Source organism: Roseivirga sp. (assembly GCF_049099775.1).
In the GTDB taxonomy this organism is placed as follows: Bacteria; Bacteroidota; Bacteroidia; order Cytophagales; family Cyclobacteriaceae; genus Roseivirga.
Window position 1 is genome coordinate 172,216 of record NZ_JAGDZM010000002.1, and the last position, 18,747, is coordinate 190,962.

Below are 18,747 nucleotides of genomic sequence, written 5' to 3' on the forward strand. Positions count from 1 at the left end.
ACAAGACAATGAAGAAAACTATTCTAATCGCATCACTATTACTTTCAGTAAGTAGCATAGGCTTGGCACAAGACGATTTGAAGGCTGTAAGAGCAACGCTTACCGACTACATGGAAGGTACATCTAAGGGTCAAATTGCAAGAATTAAGCGGGCATTTACCACTAATGCGGCTTTGTACTCGGTAAACCCAGATGGAACAGAAAAACGACTCCCAATTGCCACATACATCGGCTATTTCAAAGAAGGACAATCTAGAGATAGAAAAGGCAAGATCATCTCCGTCGACATAGTAAACGATGCGGCACACGCCAAAGTGGAGATAATTTCAGGCAATACGAAGTTTACCGATTATATGCTTTTGCTAAAACTTAAAGACGGATGGAAAATCATCAATAAGTCTTATACAAGAGAAGCCAATAACTAGTAAAAGCTTTTTAAATTCAAGACTAAAATAAGGTCAGCGTTATATAAAATTGGCGTTGACCTTTTACGTTAAACAGAAAATGAGAATACAATTTCTACTCAGCGTTCTAGTCCTTTTTGTTTCGTGTTCCAATGAAAAATCCGAATCAAAAGTTAACCAGTGGAAGGAAATTCCAGCTTTACAAGAAAGCATTGATTCGGCAAAACTGAAAGGCGTCATATTGATTTATGATCAATCTATGGAACAGTATTACACGAGTAGTCGATTGATTTCCAAAAAGGGTCAGTTGCCTGCATCTACTTTTAAAATTGCGAATTCGATTATTGCCCTTGAGTTAGGTGTCATTGAAAGCGACAGTACCTTAATCAAGTGGGACGGTACACCCCGTGCAATGGAAGCTTGGGAACAAGACCTTCTTTTTGCTAAGGCTTTCCAGCTGTCTTGTGTGCCTTGCTACCAAGAAATAGCACGTAAAATTGGTACTAAAAGAATGCGTAATTATCTAGATCAGCTTGTATATGGTAATATTGTTTTTGATTCTTCCACGATAGATAATTTTTGGCTGGTAGGCAATTCAAGGATAAGCCCGCTAGCGCAAATAGACTTTATTTCAAGACTCTATAATGGTGATCTTTCTATTTCCGAACGAACAGAAATGCTCATCAAAAGAATGATGGTGATTGATGAAAATGACGATTATAGGCTAAGTGGAAAAACTGGGTGGTCTATTGATCAGGGTAACAATAACGGGTGGTTTGTGGGCTATATCGAATCAGGAGATAAACCATACTTTTTCGCCACAAATGTAGAGCCTCTTGCAGATTTCGACATGAATCAATTCGCAAGCATTAGAAAGACAATTACGATGAATGCGTTAAGACAATTGGAAATTATCGATTGATTCAAACCCTCTAGTACAATTTCCAAAAGCCATTCTAAGCTATAAATAGTGCCTTACGAGATAGGTTTATGGCCTTGCTTTTATACTTTAGCAGCATGAACTATGAAACCTTAATTCAGGAATTAGAAACGGCAAGCATGGCACAGGATAAAAGTTCTACTCAAAAAGTATTAGACACACTTGCCAAGATATTTCGCCAATTGGATGAGCGCGGATTAGACATCGAATTATTCAGTCAACATACTTCCGAAATTCATAGTGCCATTCAATCAGAAGAATTGAAATTTGGTGAAATTTCTAGAATTAAAAATGGGCTAACTCAGACGTTGATGAAAGAACACGGTTTGACGACCAAAGGGTATCATCAAAACCTCTGGTTGGTTTTAGGAATGAGTCTTTTTGGAATACCACTAGGAATGATTTTTGGCTTTAGTCTTGACAATTTTGCTTTCTTTGGCCTTGGTCTACCCATGGGAATGCCAATAGGTGTAGCCATTGGAATGCAAAAAGAGAAAAAAGCACAAGAGGCGGGTACAGTATTAGCAATTTAAAAGGGCCAAATCGAATTCACTTCGGTTCGACCCTTAGGTCTTTCTTAGCCCATTCCGGCCGCGTTGTAATAGAAACGTTCGTGTACTACTTTACCGTTTTCCCATTTCTTCACCGATACTTGTTCAAGTTTCATTCTCATTCCTCCTTGAAAAGTAACATCTGCCCATGACTCCGTCATTGTCTGTCCGGCTTCATCATTGGCAGCCATAGCACCTACGCCACCATCGTGCATTTCTTGTACTGACTCTAGCCATTTTTCTTCAAAAGTTCGGTTGTAGGCTTTACCCTCTCTAACCTCTCCTGTAGCCTCTACCATCACTACATCGTCGGCGTAAAATTTATCAAAAGCTTCTAACATTTGACCTTGGCCCATCATTGATTGTAATTCTTGTTCTTGTGCGAGTAAACTCATCTTGTTGATTTAAGTGGTTGTTTAATGATTAACGATTATAAGTTACAAAAAGGGACACCATTTAGATTTACTTTATCGGTTATGGAATTGCTAAGGCTATGGTTAAATTCATACCATGTCAAACCTCAGCATCCGACCAAGATTCAAAGAAGAACTCAAATCGAGTGCTGAAGCTTACAAGGTGCTCATTCAAAATACAATTGACACTACTACTGAATTTAGTGGCTTGGTTTCTCAGCGATATTGCGTCATTAAGATTAGCCAAGAAAGAAGGCATTTTTGGTCGCCACAATTAACCTTAAGTATAGAAGAAAAGGCTGATGACTTACTTGAAATTAGAGGCCTTTATGGACCGAAGCCCAGCGTATGGGCGATCTTCTTTATGTCTTATGCCGCACTTGGACTTTTAACACTATTTGCAGCAATCTATGGCATGTCCCTATCAATGCTGAACAAACCTTCTCAAATTCTATGGTCCATTCCCATTATGGCTTTAATAGCCCTTTTGCTTTACCTTGTATCTAGAACTGGTAGAAAAATGGGAAATGAACAGATGCTAGAAATTCATCAATTCTATGAAGGAATAATTCATCATAAAGTGGACTTGGCATAAAAAAACCCGAGGTTAACTACTCCTCGGGTTACTAAACAAATAAACTACTAACTATATGAAGAGAATTACTAACTGTAATTCTGATAATTATGTGTGATTGCACTTTCAATAATCATACCAACTGCATGTTTTCATTCTCATTATATACAATGCAAAACTGGCAGAATTGTTTCACTCAATAGGTTATTTTAACCTTAATTAACCGTTAAGCTTACTTAACATATAAAACTGTTAAAAAGAATTGGCTCATTTGAATAGCTGAGAAGTTGTTCTATCTTTAACGAAGTCTTTAGTTATAAATTAACCACACCGAGATGATCAAGTATACGCTTCGAGTTTTATGGAAAAATAAATTCTTCAGCTTACTCAATATTATCGGCCTAACATTTGGTCTTTCTGCAAGTATTTGGCTTGTTATGTTCTTACAGAATGAGTTGACTTTCGATCAGCATCACCCTAACCACGAAAGGGTATATAGAGTAAGTCATATTTTTTCTGCCCCTGGTGTAGAGTTCAACACGGCATATTCTGCTTCCGAACTAAGCCCAATGATGCAAGAGGAATTTCCCGAGATAGAGGCTTTTGCTAGGTTTCAACCCTTACAAGTGTCGGAAATCATGTACAACAACCAATTGCTACAGCAACCGGGTATGTTTTACACTGAGCCTGCCGTTTTTGATATTTTCAATGTAAATCTACTGATCGGAAATAGTGAGTCTGCACTATCCAATAGCCGAAATGCAATTATCTCTAAAACTGTTTCAGAAAAGCTCTTTGGTCAAGAAAACGCTTTGGACAAAACCGTAAAAATTGACGGGGTAGATATGATTGTCACCGGTGTATTTGAAGATTTACCAAAAAACACACACTTTACTTTTGAGGTATTAATTTCAGGAGCAAGCGGTAGAGAATGGGCCACCCAAGATGGCGTTTTCGATTCTGAAGTTCTCTGGAATGCCGATTGCGCCAGTTACTTACTGTTCAACGAAGGCACAGATATTGAAAACTTCAAGGCGAAGTTTGCCCCCTTTAACGAAAAGTATTTTATGCCCTTTGGCAATAAAATTGAAGGTTCGCACACCCTTAGGCTCCAACAATTACAAAGCATTCACTACGATAAAGAGGCAATCAACGACGACTTTGCAAAAGGGAACCCTACAAACCTTGTCATTTTTTCAATAGTAGGATTTGCTATACTCCTTCTGGCTTGTATTAACTATATCAACCTGTCGACAGCAAGAGCCGGTTCTCGCGCCAAAGAAATTGCTATCAGAAAGGTGCTTGGGACTAATGTGAATAAGCTTAAGCTTACTATTCTTTCAGAGTCTATCGTACAAGTCTTCTTAGCCTATATGCTTTCTGTTGTTGTGGTTTGGGGTATGATCGCACAAACGCCGCTGCAATCCTGGTTAGGGGTTTCGTTTGATTTTACGCTTTTCGAAAACCCGCAGTTACTAATAACTTCACTGGTTATAGTAACCCTCACCGGATTCATCTCTGGATTATATCCGGCGTTTTATCTTTCCAAAATCAATGCAGTAGGCGCTTTAAAGGGCAGCTGGACAGCCAATAAAAGCAGCAATTTTTTCAGACAAGGTCTGGTGCTGTTTCAATTCGTTATTTCCATTGGCGTTTTGTTGAGCACTATGCTCATGAAAGATCAAATTGATTTTCTGCAGACCAAGGACATGGGTTTTTCGAAAGATCAGATCTTACTCATTAACACCTCAGACTCAATTGCTCAGTCGAAATATCAGGTGTTAAAGGATGCACTAGAATCAAATACTGCTATTGAAAAAGTAACCTCCTCTAACTTTGTTGCGGGCACGGATATTGGCCAGATCGTATTTACTGTGGAACGCGATGGGCAGCAAGTGCAACAGGAGTTTAAATTTATTCATGGAGACGAGGATTACCTTTCTACTTTCGAAATTCCCTTAGCCGCGGGTCGATCTTACAACGGGCAAGAGGCAAGGGGCAATCAATATTTCGTGATTAACGAAAAAGCCGCGGAGCAATTAGGCTGGGACGATCCTATTGGCAAAAAATTAGGCTTCTTTCACCAAGAGGTTCCTGGGCAGGTGATCGGCGTAATGAAAGACTTCAATCATTTCTCTTTGCACAACCCAATCGAGCCACTAGTATTTGTATTTAACCCTCAACCGGGCCGTCATTTGATCGTTCGTTTCAATCAAAACCGCGTGGATGAGGCCCTAGCTGCGGTAACAGAAAATTGGGATCAGGTTTTACCAAACTATCCGCTAGAATACAGCTTTCTAAACGATAGAATGAACATTCTTTACGAAGCAGACAGAACGCAAAGCAAGCTTATTGGTTCTATGACCATTTTGTGTATCGCTATTTCATTGATTGGCTTAACGGGTTTGACTTCATTCAACATCAGCCAGCGTAAAAAAGAGATTGGTATAAGAAAAGTACTTGGTGCTATGAGTTTCAAAATCGTTACACTGATCTTCTCGAGTACGCTCAAGCTCATTGTTATTGCCTCTATAATTGCCACACCATTGTCCTATTACATTATAAGTCAATGGCTACAAAACTTTGAGTATCAAACAGCGCTAGATGCTGGTCTTATGGTATTCGGCATTTTTTCGGCAGTGCTCTTAACGTTTCTTTTAGTGGGTGGCCTAGTGATGAAAACGGCAAGAAAAAACCCTATCGACTCGCTACGATACGAGTGATAGGGTTTAGAACTTTTAAGCTTATCAGGTGCTTATTTCTTTTTCTTTAGTGTCATAGATTCGGCCAGTTTAACCGCTTCAGCCGCATTAATAATTCCACCTGAAGCTGATAAACTAGAAAACTTAACTTCTTCTCCTGTGCCAGGTTGGTACACTCTAATGCCATTTGGCGACCTGACTGACTTCATAAGAATGTCTTTGAGTTGACTTGGTTCTAGATCTGGGAAATAGGAAAGGAGAATCGCTGCCACGCCTGCAGTAACAGGTGAAGCCATGCTTGTTCCATTGGCGTCTTGATACTCATTCCCAGGTGCCGATGAGTTGATCGCTACACCAGGGGCAAAAACATCTACGTTTTTCTTACCGTAGTTTGAAAACGATCCGATATAGTTGTCTTCTGTACCGCCCCAAGAAGAGGCGCCTACTTCTATCCAGTTCGATAAATTCTTTTTTCTGCCAAAGTAATCGTTCGGGTAATTTTCGCCTTCATCGTTGTTTGAAGCACTATTCCCTGCGGCGTGCACTAATAGTACGCCTTTAGATTCTGCATAGGCAATAGCGTCATATACATATTGAAGGTTGGGAGAATGTCCTTTTCCGAAACTCATGTTTACCACTTGAGCACCATTATCAACGGCATAACGAATAGCATTAGCCACGTCTTTATCACGTTCATCTCCGTCTGGTACAGCACGCAAAGCCATTATTTTCACATTATTAGCTACACCGTCAATTCCGATACCGTTACCTCTTTTCGCAGCAATAATACCTGCTACGTGAGTACCGTGGAAGTTGTCAGTATCTATCCCAATCACGTCGTTATTACCATAGCCAATATCATCAAGTCTATTCGGGTCATCACCTACGATCGTTCTTGGGTCAAAGTCTAAATTATAATCAAATTCAGCCTTCTCTTGCATTTGCTTTAAATCTTGCCCGAGGTAATAGATTAGACTATCGAGACCCAATTCTTTATCAGTAACACTATAAATACTTCTTAATACGCCTTGTCCTTGAAGAATTACTTGGTCAGTAGAGCTTAAGTTGTTGATCATATTATAATCCACTCGATCTGATTCGAAATAAGCGGTAAACAACTGATTGTACCTTTTCAGCTGTATATCGATGTTTTTAAATAGTGGTAACTGGCCAATTGTTTCTTCTCTAAGTTTTTCAAATTGTTCTTTTACGGATTGCCAGTAATCGAACCCCCCTCTTTCTTTTTTCTTATAATCATCAGCAGTTTTACCGGCATATTTTTCAGAAAGCCGCTTATACTCTCTTGTTAACTCATAAGAATCTTTATTTACATTGGTTCCATCTTTTCCTCCAATAAAATTCCAGCCATATACATCATCGATATAACCGTTTTTATCATCATCAATACCATTGTCGGGAATCTCATCTTCGTTGATCCAAATCACTTCTTTCAGGTCTTCATGCAGGATGTCAATTCCTGAATCAATAACGGCCACTATAACCGTTTTCGAAGTTTTATCGCCTAGGTATTCATATGCTTTATTGGTGCTTACGCCATTTATTTTGTTTTCAACAGGATCTAAGTTAAACCAATTCTTGGGTGGTTTTGACTCCTCTTGGGCACGTAGGCCAAGGGTAATGAATAGGATTACAATTGGATATATAAACTTTCTTTTTCTCATACTATTTTGTCTCAAATAAGCCACTTTCAGGGTTTTTATAACAGGTTTCTGGTGACATTAGTTTACCATTCATCGCAATAAACGTGCCTTCTGATAAAACGTTGACACTTCCGATTGCATTTCCAATATTAAACGCTGCATCTGATTCTTTGAATCTTTCGGGTAAATAAGCTCCTGTGAAAATGATGGTTTTGCCGTCAATGGAGCCAATCGTTCGTGCTGTTTCAGGCATTGTATCAGAACCATGGGTAATGATGATTTTCTTGTAAGAAGTGGTCTCTATAAACGATTTTAATTCCGCTCTATCTGATGCCGTTATATCTAAACTGTCTTTTCGAAAAAGGCTAATTACTTCAAATTCAAATCCAATAAATGACTTTTCGAGAACTCGCGAAACCGCGGGTTCATCAATTTCAAAGGCATACCCTGCGTTAGTTTTAGGGTAGTCTTTATCGATAGTACCCCCAGTTTGAATGAAGAGAATTTTCATACCTCCAAGTTAAAAAAAGAATGCTTAGAGGTACTTGAATAATTCTACATTAGGCTTTTAGTATTTAAAACACGGTAGGATCGTGTCTCTTTTGGTACGCTTAACAATTTTACCGAAAGACAGTGTAAGGGAGAACTCATGAGCGCCTCCCGTAGCGCCTGCAAGCTGAGAAACGGTGAAATCGTAACTATAACCGAAGGCTAAATCTTGATTGAGTTCTAAACCGAAAAGTGCGATGATCGATTCGTTTTTGGAAACGGTGTTGACACTTTGAATGGGAATTCCACGATACCAAGCCCCAATTAGTAAAGGCTGAAAGTATAGCTGGGCACCAACATCTAGTTGATTGAAGCCGCCCTGCGATTTATAATTGACGGCAAAAGTAGCTGACCTTTCTTGAAACTGATAAGACACGGTTCTGAGGCGCCGGCCTTTGGCAAACATAAGTTTATGGCCTGCATGAATTGAATATTTTCTGGCCAAACGACTTTCTTGACCTACAAAACTCTGGTTTGGTCTATTGACATGGTGAACGGAGAAACCTATCCATGTATCGCTGGTATAAATAAGCGTTCCCGCCGAAGCACTGAAAAAATCGACATTAGCCCCTCGGTCAAAGGCCTCTCCGCTCGGCCCTATCACCTGGCCATTATCTATGTCAATCTGATTGCCAAAAACTAGGTCTTCAAAGTTTAAATTCTTGTTAAAATAGGAGAACTGCATGCCTGTTCTCATAATCAGGTCATTCGAAATTTGCAGCTTATAAGAATAGAGCAGGCCTATTTCACTGGATTTAAAATCTAAAAAGCTCTCTTTGTGCTCTGTCACTATCACACCTATTCCACTTTCTAAAGCCTTAGAAAAGACATCGAGATAGGCTGAGGTTGTGGTGAAAGAATGGGTGAGTGATGGCCATTGATTTCGATAATTTACACCCACACGTCCGCGATCGGTAGAACCTGTTAATGCGGGATTCAGGTAAAGCGGAGAGGCATAAAACTGTGAAAATTGGGGGTCTTGGGCCTTCAATTCTGAGTGAATTCCAAAACTTAAGAATATGATTAGTGGTAAAAATCTCTTCATGCTATTTCATTAGAGCGAAAATGCCTTCGCGTTCAACTTTCAACCCGTTAAAACTCAGGCCTATCAACTTGTAGATATAGTTCCCGTTTTCTGCTCTCTTGCCCTTTATCATACCATCCCAGCCCTTGCTTTCAAGGTCGTCGGTACTGAAAATCACTTCTCCCCAAGTATTATAGACGATGAATCTTATGGTGGTTAGCCCGAGCATTCTTGGTCGGTAGAAATCATTGTTCCCATCGCCATTTGGCGTAAAAGCATTAGGCAACATGATCCGATAGCCTTCTGTGATTTCAAGTGTGGTAGTCTTGATGGTTTCACAACCCGTTCTATCAGTAATTGTAAGGGTTACGATATAGGTTCCAGGGGAGTCGTAGGTATGAATTGGGTCTACTTCATTAGAATCGAAACCGTCGCCAAACTCCCATTTCCAATCCACCACCTCGCCGATCGATAAGTCGAAAAAGCTCACTGGGTCATTGGATGCTAATTCCCCGGTTAGGTCAATAGACTCGGCGTTGTATTCAAAATCGGCCAAACCAAGTTCAGGCACATCTATATCGATTGATTTTTGTTGAAAACAGCTTCTGTCATCTAAAACCTCAATGGTCAATCGCCCCGGCTCTGTCACGAGCAATTCTGAGTTGACGCTATTTCCTCTCGACCAATTGTATTGGTACTTGCCTACGCCTCCTTTTACATTGGCCTTTACCAAAACTCCCGCCACTCGATTATTGCAGTCGATATAGGGCTCGGTGCTAAAGCCTACTTGTAATGGTTCTGGCTGCAATACGGTATAGGTTCCTTGCACAGTGCAGTTAAAGCGATCGGTGACTTCAACAACATAGGTTCCGGGTAAAACATCAATTAAAGTAGACGCTGTCGTTCCATTACTCCAACGGTATTGATAAGGCTCGTTTCCTCCAGATACAATCACATTGACACGACCGCTTCTTGGGTCATTGCAACGGGTAGCATCTTCTATATAGGCATCCAGAGTTAAAGGTAGCGGATCGAAAATATTGAAGGTTCTCTGGATGGTACAGCCGTTTTTGTCCTCCACCAAAACGTTGTAAGTGCCGGGCCCTAGGTTGGTGAGTGTTTCGGTAGAGGCTCCTGTATTCCAAAGAATGGTAGACCGACCAACGCCTCCTTCAATATTCAATGAAATGGATGCATCGTTTGAGCCGATACAGCTTATTGGTGATACTTCGGAACTCAAACGATATAATGCCGGTTCGGCCAGAGCATAATTACCCTGAACTTGACATCCATTGGCATCTGTCACTAAAACTGAATAGTCGCCCGAGCTGATGCCAATTAAGTTCTTTGTTGTAGCACCGGTATTCCACTGATAGGTAAAAGGGCCTGTTCCGCCTTTTAGGTTAAGTTCTATGGCTCCATTCCGATCGTCATAGCACTGGCTTTCATTGACAATTGCGTCTTCTAAACTGAGTAATTCAGGTTCAGTAATGGTAAAAACTCTTTCCACCACACAATCCATCGCATCTCTTACCCGAACGGTATAGTCTCCAGTTCGGAGGTTCGTAATGGTGCGTTCATTGGAACCGGTACTCCATAAAACCTCATAAGGACCTGTTCCACCTGACAGATCAATGCTTATTTGACCATCGTTATCAGACTGACAGGAAAGATTGAGCTTTCCGCTGGTACTGATCGTAATAGGGGCAACAGGTTGAGCCAAGGTTACGTTGGACTGCACTGCACAACCATTCGCATCGGTTACTACTACGGAATAATCACCTGCACCTAGGCCAGTAATTTGGTTAGTGCGTTCGCCATTGCTCCAGAGGTAAGTATATGGTGCAATTCCTCCAGTAGGAATGGCGCGAATTAATGCCGATTCATCTCCAAAACATCGTAAATCCTCAAAGTCGGCCAGGTGTACTGTTAATGCTTCTGCTGGTTCTGAAATCACCACTGAGGCAGTGGTCGAACACCCTCCTTCGTCTGAAATTACCACTTCATACACACCGGCAACCAAATCGTTTATTTGACGCTCGGCATCTCCGGTGTTCCAAGTATAGGTGTAAGTACCACTACCCCCCGTGACGTCTAGGGATATAAAGCCGCTAGACTCTCCTCTACACAACACATCGCGCTTTTGAATATCTACTGTCAAGTCGCGTGAATCTCCTACTTCCACTGACCTTGTGATGCTGCAATTGCTGGCATCAATGATCGTGAGGTTGTAAGTACCTCCACTGATATTGACTAAGTCTTTACTGGTGCTCCCGTTTGACCATACATAGGCATATGGGCCTGTTCCTCCACTTGGTGTAGCGATAATTGAGCCATCTGAATCACCAAAACATGAGGTACTGGTTGACTCAAAATCTATGGTTAAAGCTGCCGGTTCCTGTATTTCATAGGTCTCGGTAAAAACGCAACCACTGGCATCGGTTATGGTAAGCCCATAGGTGCCAGCAAAGGCATTAATGAGGTCTTTTTGGTTTGATCCATTGCTCCATAGATAGTTGAATGGGGCCGTTCCTCCAGTTACACTCAGCTCGATTCTGCCATCAGGTTGATCGTAACAAAGGGCATTTGTAATGGCTGCTGTTGCAGACAATGCTGCTGTTGGAGCACCAATGGTAATATTGGTGCTCAACAAGCAGCCCCTAGCATCACGAACCGTGATTTCGTATTCTCCTCCTGCAAGGTTTGATAAGTCTTTTGTTGATTCTCCTCCACCCCAAGAATAAGTATAGGGAAGGGTTCCTCCTGTTACGGTTAGTTCAATGCTACCGTCATCAGCGCCAAAACAACTCACATTATTGGCCTGATAGTTTATAGTAAGTGGCAAAGGTTCGGTAATGGTAAAATTGTCTGCCGTGGTACAGCCGTTTGCATCGGTTACTACTACTGAATAGGTGGATGGTGATAGCCCCATGAGGTCTTCGGTAGATTCTCCATTGCTCCACGCAAAGCTGTAAGGCCCTGTGCCACCAGAAATTGTCAAGTCTATTTCGCCATTATCGGCCCCAAAGCAGCTAACCGAAGAAATATTGCTAGCCAGTGTCAGTGCGGTTGGGCCTGAAACTGTATAATCTGATTGAATACTACAGCCTTGTGCATCAGTAATCATGACTTGATAGGTTCCTTGGGCAAGTCCAAAAATGTCTTTCGACGTGGAACCTTGATTCCAAGAATAGGTATATGGTCCTGTTCCACCACTTACGCCTAAGACTATTGATCCTTGGTTATCGCCGAAACAAGTTTCGTTTGTAATTGTCGGTGTGACGCTTAATGCAACGGGCTCTTGAATTTGGATGGTTTCTGTGATCAAACAGCCGTTATTATCGGTTACGGTCAGTACATATGAACCCCCCGAAAGGTTATTCAAGTCTTTTGTCGTTTCTCCTGAACTCCAAGCATAGCTGTAGGGTAATACTCCGCCAGTCACAGTTACCATAACTCCACCATTTCCTTCGCCAAAGCAGGTAACATCGGTAGCTGAATAGCCAATGGCTAAGGCTGCTGGTTCAGTTATGGTATAGCTTCTAGTATAGGCACAAGCATTTCCATCGGTGATCGTGACGGAATAGTTTCCTGGCAATAGATTAGTACGGTCTTCGGTTGTTACGCCATCGGACCACAGGTAAGTATATGAACCAGTTCCTCCTGTGGTTTGTATGTCTATAGCACCATCTGCCTGACCGTTGCAAGATACGTCTGAAATGGCCTCAACTACAGATATGGCCGTTGGCCCAGCTATAGTGAAGTTCCCCTGAATGGTACATCCGTTATTATCAGTAACTGTGACTTGATAGACTCCTTGGCCTAATCCGCTTACGTCTTTAGTGGTGGTTCCTTGGTTCCACAGATAAGTATATGGGGCTGTTCCGCCTGTGACAGTTAGTTGAACAGCTCCTTGGTTATCACCGAAACAGGATTCATCTACAACAACTCCTGAGACACCCATTGCTGCACTTGGTTCATCTACTGTATAGGTAAAAGTTTGCTGACAGGCGTTTCCATCAGTGATGATTAGCACATAAGTACCTCCCGAAATATTGAATAGGTCTTGCGTGGTTTCACCATTTGACCAGGCATATGAATAGGGACCTATACCACCTGAAACGGATACATCAATACTGCCATCGGCATCTCCAAAACAGGCCACATCGACAATATTATCAGTGACATTTAAGGCTAATGGTTCGGTAATGGTGAATGATCGGTTGATTGCACAGCCTCGGGCATCTGAGACTGTAACATTATACGTTCCGGCTGTAATAGATGCAAGGTCTTCGGTGGTTTCACCATTTGACCAGGAATAGGAATAAGGCCCAGTTCCTCCTGAAACTAATAAGTCAATTGCGCCCGTCGGGCTACCATTACAAAGCACGTTGGTTTGGCTTCCACTCACAAGAAGCGCTGTTGGCATGTTGATCGTATAATTTTCGATGACCTGGCAACCATTAGCATCGGTAATGGTGACTTGATAACTTCCGTCGCTCAGCCCGAAGATGTCTTTGTTTGTTGACCCTGTATTCCAACTGTAACTATAAGGGGCAGTTCCGCCAGTAGGGTTCAAAACTATCGACCCATCGCTTCCCCCAAAACAGCTTATATCAACGACTGTTGCCGTATTGCTTAAGGGGGCACTTGGTTCTGTAATGGTGATGGTTTCATTAATTGCGCAGCCATTAGCATCGGTAGCGGTAACGGTGTAATCAGTGGCTATTAAGCTATTTATATCTTCCCCAGAACTGCCATTTGACCATGAAAATGAATAAGGGGCAGTTCCTCCACTGACTGTAATATCAATATCTCCATCTGCCGACCCGAAGCACGAAACGTTGTTGACCGAATAAATAAGACTGAGCTGAGTGGGTTCTGAAATGACAAAATTTTGATTTGTGGAACAGCCGCGGTTATCGGTGATGTTCACCGTATAGTTACCTGGCGACAAACCTGAAACATCTTCAGTGGTTTCACCATTCGACCAGGCAAAGGTATAAGGACCCTCTCCTCCAACGGGGCTGATGTCGATGCTCCCATCATCTGCCCCAAAACAAGTAATATCAGTCGACGTACTCGTGATCGATAAAACTGGTGGATCGGTAATGGCATAAGTATCGGTAATGGTACAACCATTATTATCTGTGATTACTACGGTATAATTACCAGCAGTTAACCCACTTAAGTCCTCTGTCGTACTTCCATTCGACCAATTATAGGAATAAGGAGCCGAGCCACCCGTTACCGTCAAGTTGATAATACCATCAGCGGCTCCATTACAAGTAATTTGTTGTACTGACTCCGTTTTTGCTAGTGGAGTTGACGGTTGAGTTATGGTGAACGAATCGTTTAAAGTACAACCATTCGCGTCGGTGATTACCACACTATAGTTACCCGCCGAAATACCATTCAAATCTTCTGTTAGGGCACCATTTGACCATAAATATGAGTACGGGGCCACACCGCCTGAAACAGTGATGTTGATAGACCCCGTACTTTCACCAAAACAATTAACGTTGGATAAGACATCCGTCGTCGCTAATTGTAGTGGTTCTATAATGGCTACACTTTCTACGGCTTGACATCCATTAGCATCGGTTACTGTAACGGTGTAATTACCGGATGTCAAACCACTTCTATCTTTTGTAAGAACAGTCCCGTCATCTGCCCAACTATAGGTATACGGTCCTGTTCCTCCTGAAACGGTTAGGGCTATTGCTCCATCGCCAGCTCCAAAACAACTAATATCAGTAGCGGCAGCTGAAGCCAATAGCGGGGCGGGCTCAGCTATCGTAAATCCTATGGCTTTGATACAACCGTTCGCATCGGTTACGGCAACTGAATAGTTGCCAGGAGCTAAGCCTGTTACGTCTTCCGTGGTAGCTCCGTTATTCCAGGCATAAGAATAAGGCCCCATACCACCGGTTACTGTCAAATCGATCGATCCGCTAATTGATCCATTGCAGGTAACATCGGCGTGTGTTCCTGATAAATTGAGTACTAAGGCTGGTTCGTCGATGGTGACGTTTAGGTTAACGGCACAGTTCGATGCGTCTTTTACAGTTACCGTGTAGGTTCCTGCGGTTACATTGGCCAAGTCTTGCGTGGTGCTTCCATTGGACCATAAATAGGAATAGGGTGCGGTTCCTCCAGAAGGGGTGATATCAATGTTTCCTGTGGATGCCCCTTTGCAGACTACGTCGTCTTTAGTAAATGTTAAACCAATTGGGGCTGGGTCGATTATGGTAAAGTTTTCAACTATACTACAACCGCTAGCATCGGTAATGGTAACTGAATATCCTCCTGCTGTTAAACCAGAAACACTACTACTAGAACCTCCTGTGCTCCAAGCGTAAGTATAAGCACCAGTGCCTCCTGAAACGGAAAGAAAAATACTACCATCATTCGACCCATTACATGAAATATTATTGATTACTGCATTTCCGGTAATCACAGCGGGTTCGCCTAACACTATACTTTCTACGACTGAGCAGCCACCAGCATCTGAAACTGTAACGGTATAAGTTCCGGCCACAAGGCCATTAATAGTAGGGCCGGAATCACCAGTATTCCAATTGTAAGCGTACGGGCCAGTTCCATTAGAGGCGACCACCGAAATCGATCCGTCAGCACCGCCATTACAGGTAGGTAAGGTCAAAGAAGGAGCAACTGCAATTCTGATCGGATTGTTGAGTGTAAAATTTTCGGTAATGGAACAACCAGCAGCATCAGTGACAGTAACACTGTGGATTCCGGCAGGCAAAGCACTAGCGGTAGCGGTATTATCTCCATTCGACCAGGCATATGAATAAGGGGCTGTTCCGCCTTGCATTGTTAGGTTGATCGAACCATCACTATTTCCAAAACAGGCAGGATCAGTCAATAATTCTGACAATTTTGATAAGGCCATAGTCGGCTGAGTGATCGTTAGTCCACTTGCTGTTGTCATGCAGCCATTCGCATCGGTTACGGTGAGTGAGTATGTCCCAGCCGTACGATTATTTAGGTTTCTTCCAGTATTTCCTGTTGACCAGGAATAGGAATAAGGGCCAGTACCTCCTGATACATTACTTCTTATTCTTCCCGTATTATCTCCAAAACAGTCAACATCCGTGATTACAGGGTTGATCGTTAACACACCCGGTTCACTTACGGTAAAAGTCTCTACATCAGTACATCCAGCATTATCTGTTATGGTTACTGTATAAGCCCCAGCAGCAAGCCCAGAAATGTCTTGTGTAATTGCTCCATTCGACCAAGAATAGGTATAGGGAGCAGTTCCACCAATTACGCTAAGATCTATCGATCCATTAGTATCACCATTACAAAGCGCATCTGATATTGAGGCAGAAGGTATAATTTCATCAGGAGAATCAATAGTTAAAATGGGAGTGGTAATTGTACAACCTGTTCCACTGCGATCTATAATATCTAACTGATAATCGCCGGGAGCTAATCCAGTAATGGTAGCTGCTGAACCAATCACAGCCCCATCGGAAACACGAATCCATCGGTAGGTATAGTTTCCCCATCCACCAGTACCGGTAGCGGAAATAGATCCATCGGTTGAATTAAAACAAGTGGCATCCGTCGATGAACCAATCGAATAACCTAAAAAGTTAGCGGGTTCTGTAATGGTAAAGGTAATGTCACCAGTACAGCCATCCTGATCTTCTGTAGAAAGCGTATAATTTCCGATTCCCAAACCGGTAAGTGTAATTACTTGATTTGGAAAGGCAATTGAACCAGTACCAATTGATCCTCCAGAACCATTGAACAGCTCCCAGTCATATCCTGGGTTACCATTACCCATGGTTACCACCACTTGCGCATCGGAATCACCCCGACAAGAGACGTCATTGACGACGACTGTTCCTACTAAATCTGGTGGGTTGGTAACAGTGTAGGTTGCCGGGCCCGTAGAATCACCATTATTATCGGTTACTTCTACGGTATAGTTACCTGCCGTTAATCCACTGGCAATAAAAGAAGAGAATGGTAAAATTGTGCCCATATTATCTTTCCATTCATAAGAATATGGCAAGGCTCCCGAAGTAACACTGATGGTAATAGAACCTACACAACTGTTGATACTTACGGACGAGATGACCGGGCCGGCCTCTTCATCAGAAATTAGAGAAAAGCCGGAATTCACTATCAAAAAAAAGGATGTAAACAATAGAATTATTCTAAGGTAACGCCCTTTGCTAGGTGTGAGTAGCATTTTAATGGTTGTTTAGGTTGCAGCGTCTTTTAGGGATACCACATTCTGAATATCAAGCCTTTATATTAATAAATCAACTCGCGAGACAAATTGTAGACACTTAGAATTGTACAAAAATGATAGATGAACGAATCAACATTTATTGTGTTATTCTAATATTCAGTAAGTCTTCATCATAATTAAAAATGTGAAAAACAATTCCATGTATTTCAGTCGAATAGAAGAAATTGAGGAGGCTGTTAGATTCTTTTGTGTTTTGTTTTAGAAATTTTCTTAAACTTTTTTTGCTGTTAATTCTTGTTAAATGGAGAGGGCATATTGTGAGAAAGTTTTGCTATCCCACATATTTACATTTTACTGCTCATGGGTCAACCTTTTGCGCTCATGTAAGTATTATGGTTAGCATATCATCTATTTGATTATTTTAGCGCGCTTTAAGGACAGAAATCATGGAAGACGTTGTATCAAACGACTTAAAAAAAGAACATCAGGAAAAAATCAATCGCGTAGCTTCTGAAGTAAGCAAGATTGTAGTAGGCCAAGAATATATGGTCAACCGCCTTTTGATTGGTTTATTCACGAATGGACACATTCTTTTAGAAGGTGTTCCGGGTATTGCCAAAACACTAACCGTTAACACACTGGCTGAGGTGCTCCATCTCGATTTTCAAAGAATTCAATTTACGCCAGACTTACTACCTGCCGATTTAGTAGGTACGATGATTTATAATCAGAAGAAGGCCGAATTTGAAGTGAAAAAAGGCCCAATCTTCGGTAACGTGATCTTAGCAGATGAAGTAAACCGTGCACCAGCAAAGGTTCAGTCTGCACTCCTTGAGGCGATGCAAGAAAAAACGGTAACAATAGGCGAAACAAGTTATAAGCTTGACCGACCTTTCATTGTACTGGCTACTCAAAACCCAATCGATCAAGAAGGAACTTACAGCTTACCTGAAGCGCAGATTGACCGATTCATGCTAAAAGTAAAAGTGGGTTACCCTACTAAGGAAGACGAGCTGGAGGTGATGAGAAGAATGGCCAACATGGACTTCAAACCGAAAATCGAAACTTTACTCTCTAAAGAAGATATTTTCGCCATTCGCGATGAAGTGAATCAGGTCAGTATCTCTGAGTCTTTAGAGAAATACATAATTGAGCTAGTTTTTGCTACCAGAAATCCAAAAGACTATGGTTTGTCAGAAGAAGCCTATTATATGCAGTTCGGAGCTTCGCCAAGAGCAAGTATCAACCTGAACCTTGCGGCCAAAGCAATCGCCTTCTTCAACCAGAGGGATTATGTATTGCCAGAAGATATTAAAGAAATTGCTGCTGATGTTTTAAACCACAGGGTTATTCTGAACTATGAAGCAGAAGCTGATGGCATAACAACAGAGCATATCATTGAGAAGTTATTGAATAAGATTCCAATCAATCATTAATCGATAATAACTCCGTAATAAAAAACAGGAAGACTGAATAGTCTTCCTGTTTTTTTATGCCCTATCTATAAGGGTATTTCACACCTCAATTCAGACAATTCTCCAGCCTATTTATACCTAATAGGGGCGTTTGAAGCGCCATAACATTTCCGTAACATCATTAACATATTGATAAACGGCATGACAACTATTCTTAACAAATGGGTAAAAGCTTTGTGATATCATTCTTGTTGTTTTGGCATTAGAAATTAAAACCTAAT

The 18,747-nt window shown here is 41.7% G+C and carries 11 protein-coding genes; 6 read left to right on the forward strand and 5 right to left on the reverse strand.

Annotation, left to right across the window (positions count from 1 at the left end; all coding sequences use genetic code 11):
• Positions 1–8 precede the first annotated feature (8 nt).
• From JXQ92_RS03090 to JXQ92_RS03100, 3 genes are all read left to right on the forward strand, one after another.
• Entirely contained in the window at positions 9–425 is a 417-nt protein-coding gene (locus JXQ92_RS03090; RefSeq protein WP_421985113.1) for a nuclear transport factor 2 family protein, read from the forward strand.
• Positions 426–504: 79 nt separating this feature from the next.
• On the forward strand, positions 505–1,326 hold the full coding sequence (gene blaOXA / locus JXQ92_RS03095) for a class D beta-lactamase (protein WP_421985114.1): 822 nt from the start codon (positions 505–507) through the stop codon (positions 1,324–1,326).
• 95 nt (positions 1,327–1,421) lie between these two features.
• Positions 1,422–1,877, forward strand: coding sequence for a hypothetical protein (locus JXQ92_RS03100; protein WP_421985115.1), 456 nt, complete (start codon positions 1,422–1,424; stop codon positions 1,875–1,877).
• A gap of 44 nt (positions 1,878–1,921) precedes the next feature.
• On the opposite strand, the gene JXQ92_RS03105 is transcribed toward JXQ92_RS03100, so the two are convergent.
• Positions 1,922–2,290 (reverse strand): SnoaL-like domain-containing protein, encoded by a 369-nt coding sequence (locus JXQ92_RS03105; RefSeq protein ID WP_421985116.1) that lies wholly within the window; start codon positions 2,288–2,290, stop codon positions 1,922–1,924.
• A gap of 115 nt (positions 2,291–2,405) precedes the next feature.
• On the opposite strand from JXQ92_RS03105, the gene JXQ92_RS03110 reads away from it, so the two are divergent.
• Positions 2,406–2,903: a hypothetical protein gene (locus tag JXQ92_RS03110; protein WP_421985117.1), complete on the forward strand. Its 498-nt coding sequence runs from the start codon at positions 2,406–2,408 to the stop codon at positions 2,901–2,903.
• Between the two features lie 314 nt (positions 2,904–3,217).
• On the forward strand, positions 3,218–5,605 hold the full coding sequence (locus JXQ92_RS03115; protein ID WP_421985118.1) for an ABC transporter permease: 2,388 nt from the start codon (positions 3,218–3,220) through the stop codon (positions 5,603–5,605).
• Between the two features lie 32 nt (positions 5,606–5,637).
• On the opposite strand, the gene JXQ92_RS03120 is transcribed toward JXQ92_RS03115, so the two are convergent.
• Genes JXQ92_RS03120 through JXQ92_RS03135 form a run of 4 tightly spaced genes read right to left on the reverse strand, consistent with a single transcriptional unit; the run spans position 5,638 to position 17,048 of the window.
• A complete protein-coding gene (locus tag JXQ92_RS03120; protein WP_421985119.1) occupies positions 5,638–7,266 on the reverse strand; it encodes a S8 family peptidase in 1,629 nt (542 codons plus the stop codon).
• A 1-nt stretch (position 7,267) separates the two neighbouring features.
• On the reverse strand, positions 7,268–7,756 hold the full coding sequence (locus JXQ92_RS03125) for an asparaginase domain-containing protein (protein ID WP_421985120.1): 489 nt from the start codon (positions 7,754–7,756) through the stop codon (positions 7,268–7,270).
• 57 nt (positions 7,757–7,813) lie between these two features.
• The gene (locus tag JXQ92_RS03130; RefSeq protein ID WP_421985121.1) at positions 7,814–8,839 is read right to left on the reverse strand and encodes a type IX secretion system membrane protein PorP/SprF; all 1,026 of its coding nucleotides are present in this window, start codon (positions 8,837–8,839) and stop codon (positions 7,814–7,816) included.
• A 1-nt stretch (position 8,840) separates the two neighbouring features.
• Positions 8,841–17,048: a PKD domain-containing protein gene (locus tag JXQ92_RS03135; protein ID WP_421985122.1), complete on the reverse strand. Its 8,208-nt coding sequence runs from the start codon at positions 17,046–17,048 to the stop codon at positions 8,841–8,843.
• A gap of 449 nt (positions 17,049–17,497) precedes the next feature.
• Here JXQ92_RS03135 and JXQ92_RS03140 point away from each other — a divergent pair, with 449 nt between their 5' ends.
• Entirely contained in the window at positions 17,498–18,487 is a 990-nt protein-coding gene (locus JXQ92_RS03140; RefSeq protein WP_421985123.1) for an AAA family ATPase, read from the forward strand.
• Positions 18,488–18,747: the final 260 nt, after the last annotated feature.